Raw genomic sequence first — 12,152 nt, forward strand, 5'->3', positions numbered from 1 at the left:
CACCTCGACGGCAATTCCAGACCGACCGAACCGCAGGAGATCCCACCGATGCCCGCACCCGCCTCGACCGCGGAAGCCACCGGGCCCATCCCCGACGGCGAAACCAACACCGGCCCCATCCGCCGGATCGTCGCCGCATCACTGGTGACCGGGACATCGCTCGCCGCCGTGCTCACCCTCGTCGTCTTCGCCGGCGCGCGAGAGCACGTGATCACCGGGGCGGCCCTGCTCGGGTTCGCTGCCGGATGGGCGCTGCTGGCGGCGCTGTCGGCGCGGATGACCAGCCAGCCGCAGCCGTGGGCGTGGGTGCCGGCCGGCGGACTCGCCGCGACAGGGCTGGGGCTCCTGGCCCTGGCGCCGGACGACTGGGGGCTGACTGCCGCCGGATGGGTGTGGCCCCCGGTCCTGCTGGCGCTGGCCGTGTGGATGGGCGTACGGATCCGCCGCACCCTGGCCGCCGGCAGCGGCCGCTGGTTGCTCTACCCCGTCGTGGTGGCCATCGCCGCTGCCGCGGTTGGCGGCGCTGTGGAGACGGTCGGCCTGGCCTCCGACGATCCTGGCCGCAGCATGCCTGGGCAGGCCTACGACGTCGGCGGCTTCCGGTTGCACCTGGACTGCACCGGCTCCGGCGGGCCCACCGTGGTGCTGTTCAACGGGCTGGGCCTGACGTCGGCCAACTGGGCGCGCGTCGTCCCGGAGGTCGCGAGCGGCGGCCGGGTCTGCGCCTACGACCGCGCCGGGCAGGGATGGAGCGAGGACGCCCCGCAGCCGCGAGACGGCCACCGGGCCGCAGCCGACCTGCACACCCTGCTCGAGAGCGCCGGCGAGGACGGCCCCTACGTGCTGGTCGGGCACTCCATCGGCGGGGACCACGCGATGACCTACGCCGCCCGCTATCCCGAGCAGGTCGCCGGCATGGTCCTGCTCGACGCCACCGACCCCTACCGCGTCGGCGGCGGTCCCCCCAGCGCGATGGCGATCCTGCCCAGCCTCTCCCGCCTCGGTGTCGGGCGGCTGTTCCCCACGTCGTACTGGTCCACCCTGCCCGAGCCGGCCGCCGGGCAGGTACGGATGTTCAGCGCCAACCCCCGCGGCTGGCGCAACATCCGCGACGAGGTCACCACCCTGCCTGCGCTTCTCACCCAGGCCCGTGCGCTGACCACCCTCGGCGCCACGCCGCTGGTGGTGCTCACCGCCGCCGGGGCCGAGAACGATCCGGCCCGGCTCGCCGGGCAGGAGCGCATGGCCGCGCTGTCGACCAACAGCTCGCACCGGCACGCGGATGCAGGGCATGGCGCCCTGCTGGACGAGGAGCGTGGCGCCACCGGCTCCGTTCAGGCGGTCGAGGACGTCGTCCGGGCCGTGCGCGCCGGCGCGCCGCTGCTGTGACCCGACGGTTTTCCCGGCGTGAGAGCGACGAGCGGCTCCTGGGGCCGGAGCTACCCCCCGCTCGGACCGGCCGCTCAGGACCACCACCGCGGCGACGAATCCAAGACCCGCAGCCCGTCCGACGGGGCTGCGGCTGCCCATGCAGCGTCGATCACGATCGGCCGAAGGAGGCACCGATGGCCACCACGACCATGCACACGCCCCCGCACTCGAGCTCAGCGAGCGACGTCGCAACAGCTCCGCTCGCCAGCCAGCAAGTGGAGGAGGGCGCGTGAGGGACCCTGGAGCTCTCGGTGAGGCCGTCGAGCGCATCGCGGCCCGGCACGGCAAGCAGCACGTCGGGTTGGTGGTGGGGGCGGTGACGTCCGCGGGCGCGCGCTTCGTCGTGCCGGCCGGGCGTGTTCGCGCGCCTGACGGCCCGGTTCCCCGCGCGGACACACTGTTCGAGATCGGCTCGGTCACCAAGGTGTTCACCGCGTTACTGCTGGCCGAGGCCGTGACTCGCGGCGAGCTCTCGCTGGGCACGCCGCTCGGTGACCTGTTGCCGGAGGTGGACGTCCCGACTCGCGACGGCGTCGCGATCACCGTCGAGCACCTGGCCACTCACACCGCGGGGGTGCCCAACAACCCGATGCCGTTCTCGGCTGCGCTGCGCGCCCAGTGGAGGGCACGTGGGGGCGACCCGTGGGAGGCGATCGACCGCGCCGCGCTGCTGGCCGCGCTGGGCCAGACCAAGTTGCGCCGCACGCCCGGCAGCGGCCGTATCGCCTACTCGAACTTCGGTGCCGGCGTGCTGGGGCACGCGCTGGTCGCCGCGGCTGCCACCCGCGACTTCGGCGAGCTGGTGCGCTCGCGGATCTGCGAACCGCTCGGAATGGCGGACACAGTCCTCCTCCCGGACCGGGAGCAGACCGAGCGCGAGGCCGTCGGCCACCGTGGGCGCCGCCGGACCACCGGCCACTGGGAGGTCGCCGGCCTTCCCGGCGCCGGTGCACTGCGCTCCACAGCCACCGACATGCTCGCCTTTCTGCACGCCCAGCTGCGCCCGGATGACACCCTGCTCGGACCGGCGATCGCGCTCACCCACCCGGAGCGCCGCCCAGGCAAGCGACTTGGCATCGGGCTCGGCTGGCTGCGGGTGCCGATGAAGGGCGACCAGGTCGTGCTCTGGCACAACGGCGGCACCGGCGGATTCCGCGCGTTCGCCGGGTTCGCGCCGGCTGCCGGTGTGGGCGTGGTCGCCCTGGCCAATGACGTGCGCAGCGTCGACAGAGTCGGCCTGGACCTGCTCACGGCGCTCAGCACCTAGGCGCTCGAGCGGTTCGCTGGTCGCCCCCACCCCGCGCCGAGGGCGCGCACACGCCGCACGTCACTGCACCCCGGTTCCCCGGAGGCCAGTCCCTGCCAAGTCAGACAGGCAGCCGGTGGTGGGTGTCTGCTAAGTTAACTCCTGCGGCACTCACCTCGTAGAGCTGCTGGCCGTCGCCGGGGACGGGGTCGGGGAGGTCGACGACGTCGAGGACCTCGGGGCCGCCGAAGCGGGTGGTCTGCACGGCTCGCACGCGCCTGAGGCTAGGGCTCCACCGGCATGCAACGGCTCCAGGGGCCGACAGCGGACGGCGCACGAGGCAGTCCTGTGCGGGCAGGCCCCCGACACCGGATGGTGCCGCTCGTCTCGGAACGCTCACCACCGCCTCGAGCCGGCGGTCTCCTCGAGCGGGGGAGGGCCGGCCCCGCCGGCGGGGTACTCCAGCATCGGCACGGCGTCCTGCGCCCACGCCTGCAGGACCGGATCGACGATCCGCCAGGCCTGCTCGGCCTCCTCGCCGCTCACCGAGAGTCGGCTCCCGCCGGACAGCAGGTCGGTCAGGACCTGGCCGTACGCGGCGCGCTCGCCCGGGGCCGCCACCTGCACGCCGGGCTGCCGGGTCTCCTCCGGCGCGTCCAGCTCGATCCACACCCGGTCAGCCGCCACCCGCTCGGCGTCGCGCGGGTCGCACGCCGGCGCGGCGGTCCGGAAGTGGAGGGCGACTCCCTTGCGAGGCGTCCCCAGTGCCTTTCCGGTGCGCAGCACGAATCGGGTGCCGGTCCACCGAGGGGTGTCCAGCTCCAGGAGCAGCTCGGCGTAGGTCTCGGTGCCGCGGGCGGGGTCGACGCCGTCCTCGTCGGTGTACCCGGGCACGGCCCGACCGCCGGTCGCGCCCGTCCCGCTCAGTGTCCCGGCGGTGTAGCGCGCCCGTCGGGTCCGAAGGGGGACCTCCGCGGCGGAGAGCACGCGCACCGACCGCAGCAGCTCCAGCTTCGCCGCATGCAGCTCGCCCTGGGTCTGGCCGGCCGGCGGATCCATCGCGACGAGGGTCAGGACCTGCAGCATGTGGTTCTGCATCACGTCCCGGACGGCACCGGTCCGGTCGTAGAAGTCTGCCCGGCCCTCGAGCCCCAGCGTCTCCTCCCACAGCACGTCGACCTGTGCGATCGAGGCACTGTTCCAGGAGGGGGCCAGCGAGCGACCGGGTGCGTGCAGGTCGAGCAGCGCCTGCACCTTCGGCATCCCGAGGAAGTGGTCGACGCGGAACGCGGCCTCCTGGTCGCCGCCGGTCACGCGGGTGAGCAGCTCGTTGAGCGCCACCGCGCTGCGCAGGTCGGAACCGAACGGCTTCTCCACCGCGGTGCGGCTGCCGGCCGGCAGGTCCGCCCCACTGAGCGCGCCCAGCACCGCCGGGAACAGCGCCGGGGGCAGGGCCAGGTAGACCGCTACCGCCGCCCGGTCAGTGGCATCGCCGCCATCATCGAGTGCGCGCACCGCGGCGGCGACGGTGTCGGGCTGCTCGGGGTCGACCGCCCGGTACCGCAGTCGATCGACGAGCGCGTTCCGCACCTCGGTCGGCACGTCCCCGGCGTGCTGCTGCAACCGGGTGGCCGCGTGGGTTCGGAAGGTCTGGTCGTCCCAGTCCTGGTGAGCGCCGCCCACGACCTGCAGGCCATCGGGCACCCGGCCGTCGGCCGACAGCCGGGCCAGCGCGGGCAGCAGGAACCGTCCGGCCAGGTCCCCCGTGGCACCGAGCAGGAGCAACCGGCTGATCACGAGTCCTCCTGGCGGACGGTGACGGCCTGGGGTTGGCTCCGTCCGGGCCGTGGGTCGGGTCGGACGGGCGGCGGGGCTGTGACCATGGCGCGACCAATCCTTCCCGAGCCCCGCGACCGGCGTCCACGCGGCCGAGGTGGCCGTTCGCGCGGGACGACCGGCGCGTAGTACACCCTTTCGTCAGCGGCGGCCCCGTGCGGTTCGCGGCATCTCGGGTGGGGCATCGTGCCCGCGGAGTCGGGACCGGGCGACGGCTGTTGCAGTCGCGGTCGACCGTCTAGATCGTGCGGGCCTCCGCAACCCGAGCAGGACCACCGTCGGAGAGGAACTCGATGTCCACCTGGCTCATCACCGGCTGCTCGAGCGGGCTTGGCCGAGCCCTTGCCGGAGCAGTCATCGAGGCCGGCCACCACGCCGTGGTCACCGCGCGCTACGAGGCCAAGGTCGCCGACCTCGTGGAGCTGGCCCCGGATCGCGTGCTGGGCGCGGCGTTGGACGTCACCGACCCGGCGCGAGCGGCAGCCGTCATCCAGCAGGCCGAGGACCGCTTCGGCGCCGTCGACGTGTTGGTCAACAACGCCGGGTACGGCTACCGCGCCGCGGTCGAGGAAGGGGATGACGCCGACGTGCGTGCGTTGTTCGAGACCCACTTCTTCGGGTCGGTGACCATGATCAAGGCGGTGTTGCCCGGGATGCGTGCGCGTGGTGCGGGGGCGATCGTCAACATCTCCTCGATCGGGGCGCAGATCACCCCACCGGGATCGGGCTACTACTCGGCGGCGAAAGCGGCACTCGAGGGGATGTCCGGATCCCTGCGCGCCGAGCTGCAACCGCTGGACATCTCGGTGACGGTCGTCGAGCCCGGCGGATTCCGCACGGACTTCTCCGGTCGGTCGCTGACCCAGTCCCGAACCGTGATCGACGACTACGCCGAGACGGCGGGCAAGCGCCGCAAGGAGCGCGACACGACGCACGGAACCCAGCCCGGCGACCCGGTGCGCGCCGGCCGGGCCATCCTCACCGCCGTGGAGTCCGCCCAGCCGCCGGCGATGCTGCTGCTGGGCACCGACGCCCTGACCAGCTACCGGCGGGTGCTCCGCACGGCCCTCGCCGAGGCCGACCAGTGGGAGGAGCTGAGCGTCAGCACCGACTTCGAGGACTGATCCCGCAGCGCGGGCCGGGTGACCGGCGGTGTCGCTGTGGACGTCGGGGTCCCACCGCACCCGTCCGGCCGGGTTCGTCGAACTGCGGGCCGCCTCGGCGTCCTGGCTCGGGCATGTCCTGGGGCAGGGCGTGGTGGGTGTCGGCGTAGTTGATGCCGGCGGTGGAGACGTCGAACAGCTGCTGCCCGTCCGACGGGACGGGGTCGGGAAGGTCGACGACGTCGAGGACCTCGGGGCCGCCGAAGCGGGTGATCTGCACGGCTCGCATGCAGCCGAGGCCAGGGCTTCACCCGCGGGCCACGACCAGGGAGCCGGGACGTCAGCCCTTCCTGCCGCGCCCACCGCGGCATGACCGCCACACATGACGTGTACGGAGAACCGGCTCAGGCTCCCGGAGGCACGGACGGCCGTTGGGAGAGGAGGCTCCCGTCGCCCGGAGCACCAGGTCCGTGTCGGGCCCGGGCCGCGATCACTCCTCGCAGCACGCCCGGTGCAGCCACTCCGGCTCGTGCCACCAGTGCGTCCGGTCGTGGGGGTGGTCGCCGAGCCGCCAGCCGGGGGTCGCTCCTGCGGGTGCCCGGACGAGCGCGGGGACGGCGGGTGGCCGGGCGGCCCCGTCGAACGGCGCGAGCAGCTCGTCGACGGTGTGCAGCCGCCCGGCGACCATCACCTGCGCCACGTCCGCGGCCGCACGGATGTCGGCGAGCGGATCACCCCGGACGAAGGACAGGTCGGCCTGCGCGCCGGGTCGCAGGACGCCGAGCCGGTCCTCCGCGCCCAGCCACCGGGCCGGGTTGCGGGTCGCCGTGACCAGCGCCTCGTACGGGGTGAAGCCCCCGCCGACCATCGCGCGCAGGTTGGCGTGCAGCGAGATGGCCACGTTGTCCAGCGGGGCGTCGGTGCCGGCGATGACGAACCCGCCGCCGCGGTGGATGCGCAGGAGCATGTCGACGTTGCCGGCCAGCAGCACACGGGTCGTCGCCCCGGCCGGACCGGCGGCCTGCGCCACCCGGTCCAGCAGCAGCTGGTACTCCCACGCCGGGTACAGCGTGCGGGTGCGCCGGTCCTCGACCAACGCCGGGTCGTCGACGTGCACGACCGTGGAGTTGAACAGCGTCGGGGTGATCGACATCCCGGACGTGGTGAACAGGGTGACCACGTCGTCGTAGGCGCGCCCCAAGCGGCTGACCGTCTGCGAGTAGCCCAGGCGGTTGGTGGCGCCGGTGTGCTCCATCCCGTCCATGCCGATCGTGGCGGCCGGGTACAGGTAGTGCGACGTCAGCCGCAACCGCAGGTCGTGGGCCACCTGCACGGCACGCTGCTGCAGGCGCACCGGCAGGCGCACGTAGGTCTTGACCAGGTCGTAGCGCAGCCGGCGGGCACGCTGCATCTCCAGGTCCACCTGCTCGAGCGACAGCGTGGGCCGCATGAAGTTGTAGTAGACGCGCGAGCCGTCGATCGCCTCACCGGTCGCGAACAGGCGCGGGCCGACCAGGGTGCCCGCGGTGAGCGCCTCACGGGTCTCCTGCATCTGGTAGGCCGGGTCGCCCGGCGAGCGCGTCGTCGTGACGCCGTAACTTAGCCAGACCAGACCCTGCCGCGCTCCCCAGGCCCGGCCGCGCAGGTGCCAGTGGTTGTGGGCGTCGATGAGCCCGGGCATCACGGTGAGCCCGGAGGCGTCGACGTCGGGACGGCGGGTGGGGTCGTGCGGGTGCACCGCGGCGATGCGTGGCCCGTCGAGCACGACGTCGACGTCCGAGCGCAGCTGCTGCGCGACGCCGTCCCAGAGCCGGCCGGCGTGGACGACCTGCGGTTCCCGCACCACGGCCCGGGCGTAGCGGAGGTGCAGCGGGACCGTGACCGCCGGGTCACCGGCGATCGTCGTCCGCCGCAACCGGCCGCCGCTGAGGTAGAGCAGTGTGCGCTCGTCGAGCCAGACCGGGGAGTCGGTGATCTCGCTGGTCACCGCCCGCGGGGTGCCCGTGGGCCGGCCGGTCGGGCCGACCGGCACGACGTGCAGCAGGCTCTCGACGACGAAGGCCAGGTGCCGCCCGTCGGGGGAGAAGACCGGACCGTCGTCGCCGCGCGTCGACAGCGAGCGGAACGGCATCGGTTCGACGTACTCCAGCGCGCCGGAGGCGACGTCGACGAACAGCAGCTGGCTGGTGCCCTCCCGGAAACGCCCGGTGAACGGCTTGACCGCGGCCAGGACCAGCGTGCGCCCGTCGGGGGACCAGCTCATCCGGCCGGGCTGGAAGAGAGCCGGGGTGACCTGCCGGATCTGCAGGGTGTCGAGGTCCAGGACGCTGCCCACGCCGTTCTGGTCCTGGTAGGCGACCTGCCGGCCGTCGGGTGAGAAGCGCGGTGCCGTCTGCGCCCCTGTCAGGGCGGTGACCCGGCGGTCGACGCCGGTGGTCAGGTCGCGCAGCCACAGGTCGGCCTCGCCGGCCCGGTCGCTGGAGTACACGAGGCTGCGGCCCGTCGGGGGAGAAGTCCGGGTCGGCGTGGAAGTACCCGCCACCGAGCAGGCGGCGCGGTCGGCCGCCCCCCGCCAGGTCGGCGGTCCACAGCGCGTTCAGAGCGCGGAAGGCGATCCGGCGACCGTCCCGCGAGGCGACCGGGCTGGCGATGCCGAGCGCCTGCCGCGTGTCCGGGGAGCCCAGGTCCACGGCCCGGGGCTGCGGGCGGCGGGTCTGCACGGGCACGACCGCGGTGAACGGGACCTCGTCGGGGGGCCCGTCGACCAGCTGCCGCCAGATGCGCCCGTCGGCGGTGTAGACCAGCTCGTCGTCGGACAGCCACGACGGCGGCAGGGCGAAGACGTCGCGTCCCCGGGTGGCCTCCTTGCCGTCGACCACGAGGTCGCTGCGGGCGCCGGTCAGGCGCACGTGGGCCAGCCGACCCGAGCCGGGGGAGAACGACGGGCCGTAGACGGAGGTGCCCTCGACGGCGGGCACCAGCGTGCGGCGGGCGCCGCCGGCGAGCACCACCTCGTCGATGCGGGTGGCGTCGACGGTGAAGGCCACCCGGGCGCCGTCCGGCGACACCGTGGGCTCCCCGTCCTCACCCGGGCCCTCGGTGAGGGCGAGGACCTGGCCGGTGGCCAGGTCGAGCAGGTGCAGGTCGTAGGTGCCGGCACCCGCCCGGTCGGACGAGAACACCAGCCCGGACCCGTCCGGCAGCCACCGCGGCTCCCGGTGGTCGTGGGGGCCGGAGGTGTGCTGGGTCAGCCCGCTGCCGTCGGGACGCACCGTCCACAGGTGGAAGTTGCCGTCCCGGTAGGACTGGAACGCGATCGTCCGCCCGTCCGGCGACCAGGCGGGCCGGGTGGCGTCCTGCAGGTCGTCGGTGAGCCGGCGGGCCGGGCCGCCGCCGGTGGGCAGCACCCAGATCGACACGACCAGGTCGAGGGCGAGCTCCTGCCCGCCGGGTGCGGCGGCGACCATGACGTTGGTGCCCTGCCGCAGCGTCGTGGGGAGACCGGCCACCGCCCGCGCGGGCGGGGCCCACGGGATCGGCAGTGCGGCGGCCGCAGCGAGCAGTCCGCCGGCCTGCAGCACGCGCCGCCGGGTGATCCCGGCGGGAGAGCTGGGTACGTCGTCGTCCGGGCGCTGGAAGGGGTGCGGCACGAGGTCCTCCTGCGGCCGCCCACCCCCTCGTGTCCTCGGGTGAGGACGGTGGGTCACCGGGCATCCTGCCGCTGCCCACAGCGGCGCGTCGAGGGCCCGTCACGATGCGCGGTCGCAGGCAGCTGCGGCTCCCGTGCCACTGGCCGAGCCCGTGGTCGGCTCGACGAGGCGACGCGGATCGCCGATCTCCCGCTCCGCGTCCGGACGCGGCCGGCGTCAGCCCGGGGAGCGGTGTCGAGGTCGGCGGCGGTCCGGCCGTGGGTCTCCGCCCCCCGGGTGCTCGCCTCGGAGCTTCCGGGGTGCCCGTGAGGCGCCAGCACTTCCTGCACGGTGCTGAGGGAGTCCCGGGCCTCGATCTCGTGCGCTACGACGATCGAGAGGTTTTCGGGTGGCGCGGCGCGCAGCGGATCGACTGCCTCACGAGTTCGCCAGCCACGCGAGCAAGGAGCCCCGCGACCAGCAGCGGCCGATGGCCTCGGCGCGCAGAGCCGACCGGTCGAACACCGCCAGGCCGATGGTGCTGTGGCCGGAGGCGCGGCGATCGCCGAGCGTCGGTATCGCCGGCGCGACGCCGACCCCCTCCGCTGGCACCCACGCCACCGTGCGACCGGCCACCGCTTCGTCGAGGCGGTGCAGGAAGCGCAGGCGGCTCTCGAGCGGGAAGCGCGACAGCGCCCACGTCGTGGTGACGACGGGCAGGGCGTCCGCGGGCACCCGGGCGAAGGCGTCGGGCAGCACCTCGACGGCGTTCCCTCGCAGCAGCAGCGGAGGGGCCGCCGCCACCAACGCCATCTCCGCGTCGAGCCTCGCGACCCGCTCCGGCTGATCCGGCCACAGGCAGGCGCGCAACCACCGGGCGTCATCGGCGTCGGTCACGTCGACCGGATCGCGGTCGATGCCGATCCGGGCGACGACCTCGGGCACCGCCCGCGTAGGGACGGGCCGGTCTCCCACGATCGACGCCGACAGCTGCACGGGAGATGACGGGTCGCCCAGCGATCGTCCGTTGCTGTACGTGATGCCGACCCGGTCGACATGGAGGTTGAGCCCAGCCGAACAGCCCACGTCGATCAGGCCGACCGCATGCGCGCCCACCCGGCGCGCCGCCTCGGCGATGGCCGGGTACAGCACGGCGCAGCGTCCGGTCTCGAAGGTCTGCGTCTGCCGGCGCTCGGCGATGGCCACGACCGAGTCGGTCATCCGCAGCAGCGTGTCGATCGCCGCGCCGGCGGCAGCGTCGCCGTCGGCAGCGGCACAGGCCGCGGCGAGCGCCGGGGCGCGTCCGGCGAGGGCGAGGTCGTGCAGCGCCGCGAGGATCACCGTGGGGTGCCGCTTGCGCGCCGGCGCCGCCTCGATGGCGCGCAGCGCCTCGTCGGACTCGCTCAGGGCGACGGCGACGCGCTCGTACAGCGGCGATGTCCCAGCGGCGTCGACCTCACCGAAGTGGCGGTACACCTGGGCGAGTGTGCGGGCCCTGCTCACGAGTGCGGCGCCTCCTGCGGTCGATCCCGGCATGCCGACGATGCCAGCCACCGAAGCGACGACCCCGACCCTCCACCTGACGCAGGAGCGCCGAGGAGATCCTGCCGGTCCGCCGGCCACCACCGGTCCCTCGACCGACGGCGAGCGCGCTCACGTGACAGGACACCAGGACAGGTGGACGGTTGGATCGCCGGCGCGGTCGGCGGCCGCGAGGAGAGAACTCGGCGACGCAGGGCCACGGCAGATCTGCCTGGCCGGGCCTGGGCGGCCGGGACGCCGCGAACCGCGACGGTGCTCAGCGACCCCATCCGCCAGCGGAACGCGACCGCCCCGTGACGGATCCGGTCGGGCGCTCGAAGCGCCCGGGCACCCGGCGACGAATCCCCTCGGTACGCGACGGCCGGCCGCGATCCTCGTGCCGGGGCCACCCGTGGTGGTGCGGCGGGCGACGGCTTGCCTGGTGCCCCATCCCACCCAGTGCCGAGCGCAGGAGACAGGAATGAGCAGCATCACGACCGCTGACGGCACCGAGATCTTCTACAAGGACTGGGGCACGGGCCAGCCCATCGTGTTCAGCCACGGCTGGCCGCTGTCGGCCGACGACTGGGACGCGCAGCTGCTGTTCTTCCTGCAGCACGGCTACCGGGTCATCGCGCACGATCGGCGCGGACACGGTCGCTCGAGCCAGACCGGTGACGGGCACGACATGGACCACTACGCCGACGACCTGGCCGCCCTCACCGCACACCTGGACCTGCAGAACGCCGTGCACGTCGGTCACTCCACCGGCGGCGGCGAGGTGGCGCACTACATCGCTCGCCACGGTGAGGACCGGGTGGCGAAGGCCGTGCTCATGAGCGCCGTACCCCCGCTCATGGTGCAGACCGAGAACAACCCGGGCGGCCTGCCGAAGAGCGTGTTCGACGACCTGCAGGCCCAGTTGGCCGCCAACCGGTCGGAGTTCTACCGCGCGCTGCCCGCCGGGCCGTTCTACGGGTTCAACCGGGCCGGGGTCGAGCCGTCCGAGGCGATCATCCAGAACTGGTGGCGACAGGGGATGATGGGCGGCGCGAAGGCGCACTACGACGGGATCGTGGCCTTCTCCCAGACGGACTTCACCGAGGACCTCCGGAAGATCACCGTGCCGGTGCTGGTCATGCACGGCGACGACGACCAGATCGTCCCGTACGCCGACTCGGCACCGCTGTCAGCGGAGCTGCTGCAGAACGGGACCCTGAAGACCTACGCGGGCTTCCCGCACGGTATGCCGACGACGCAGGCCGAGACGATCAACGCCGACGTGCTGGAATTCATCCGGTCCTGACCGGTGGTGCGGCTGCACCCGCCGCGGTGGTCGAGGGCCGCCGGCGTCGCGCCGGGGCGGGTCCCGCCACCGGTCCCGTG

Annotated in this window: 9 protein-coding genes; 4 read left to right on the forward strand and 5 right to left on the reverse strand. The window is 73.9% G+C overall.

The features are described 5' to 3' along the window. Positions 1-48 precede the first annotated feature (48 nt). Positions 49-1,389 carry an alpha/beta fold hydrolase gene (locus ACWIX7_RS22665; protein ID WP_448618651.1) on the forward strand — a complete coding sequence of 447 codons (1,341 nt, stop codon included), beginning with the start codon at positions 49-51 and terminating at the stop codon, positions 1,387-1,389. A gap of 271 nt (positions 1,390-1,660) precedes the next feature. Continuing rightward, on the forward strand, positions 1,661-2,698 hold the full coding sequence (locus tag ACWIX7_RS22670; RefSeq protein ID WP_448618652.1) for a serine hydrolase domain-containing protein: 1,038 nt from the start codon (positions 1,661-1,663) through the stop codon (positions 2,696-2,698). 100 nt (positions 2,699-2,798) lie between these two features. Here ACWIX7_RS22670 and ACWIX7_RS22675 read toward each other — a convergent pair whose 3' ends face one another. Together ACWIX7_RS22675 and ACWIX7_RS22680 are read right to left on the reverse strand one after the other, a co-directional pair. After that, the gene (locus ACWIX7_RS22675) at positions 2,799-2,951 is read right to left on the reverse strand and encodes a Zn-dependent oxidoreductase (protein WP_448618653.1); all 153 of its coding nucleotides are present in this window, start codon (positions 2,949-2,951) and stop codon (positions 2,799-2,801) included. 122 nt (positions 2,952-3,073) lie between these two features. Next, a complete protein-coding gene (locus tag ACWIX7_RS22680; protein WP_448618654.1) occupies positions 3,074-4,474 on the reverse strand; it encodes a glucose-6-phosphate dehydrogenase in 1,401 nt (466 codons plus the stop codon). 332 nt (positions 4,475-4,806) lie between these two features. Here ACWIX7_RS22680 and ACWIX7_RS22685 point away from each other — a divergent pair, with 332 nt between their 5' ends. After that, positions 4,807-5,637, forward strand: a complete 831-nt coding sequence (locus ACWIX7_RS22685) for an oxidoreductase (RefSeq protein ID WP_448618655.1) — start codon at positions 4,807-4,809, stop codon at positions 5,635-5,637. On the opposite strand, the gene ACWIX7_RS22690 is transcribed toward ACWIX7_RS22685, so the two are convergent. The 3 genes from ACWIX7_RS22690 to ACWIX7_RS22700 form a co-directional block, all read right to left on the reverse strand. Further along, complete coding sequence (locus tag ACWIX7_RS22690) at positions 5,615-5,905, reverse strand: hypothetical protein (protein ID WP_448618656.1); 291 nt, start codon at positions 5,903-5,905, stop codon at positions 5,615-5,617. The genes ACWIX7_RS22685 and ACWIX7_RS22690 overlap by 23 nt on opposite strands. A 201-nt stretch (positions 5,906-6,106) precedes the next feature. Next, positions 6,107-8,104 carry an amidohydrolase family protein gene (locus ACWIX7_RS22695; RefSeq protein WP_448618657.1) on the reverse strand — a complete coding sequence of 666 codons (1,998 nt, stop codon included), beginning with the start codon at positions 8,102-8,104 and terminating at the stop codon, positions 6,107-6,109. 1,579 nt (positions 8,105-9,683) lie between these two features. Beyond that, positions 9,684-10,748, reverse strand: a complete 1,065-nt coding sequence (locus ACWIX7_RS22700; protein ID WP_448618658.1) for a DUF2332 domain-containing protein — start codon at positions 10,746-10,748, stop codon at positions 9,684-9,686. Positions 10,749-11,247: 499 nt separating this feature from the next. Here ACWIX7_RS22700 and ACWIX7_RS22705 point away from each other — a divergent pair, with 499 nt between their 5' ends. Next, positions 11,248-12,072 carry an alpha/beta fold hydrolase gene (locus ACWIX7_RS22705; protein ID WP_448618659.1) on the forward strand — a complete coding sequence of 275 codons (825 nt, stop codon included), beginning with the start codon at positions 11,248-11,250 and terminating at the stop codon, positions 12,070-12,072. Positions 12,073-12,152 lie beyond the last annotated feature (80 nt).

The organism is Geodermatophilus sp. URMC 65, assembly GCF_053502545.1.

Bases quoted from the DNA above. Each gene is read 5' to 3' on its own strand.
- ACWIX7_RS22705 (WP_448618659.1), top strand. From the start codon at position 11,248: ATGAGCAGCATCACGACCGCTGACGGCACCGAGATCTTCTACAAGGAC.
- ACWIX7_RS22685 (WP_448618655.1), top strand. From the start codon at position 4,807: ATGTCCACCTGGCTCATCACCGGCTGCTCGAGCGGGCTTGGCCGAGCC.
- ACWIX7_RS22665 (WP_448618651.1), top strand. From the start codon at position 49: ATGCCCGCACCCGCCTCGACCGCGGAAGCCACCGGGCCCATCCCCGAC.
- ACWIX7_RS22690 (WP_448618656.1), bottom strand. From the start codon at position 5,905: ATGCGAGCCGTGCAGATCACCCGCTTCGGCGGCCCCGAGGTCCTCGAC.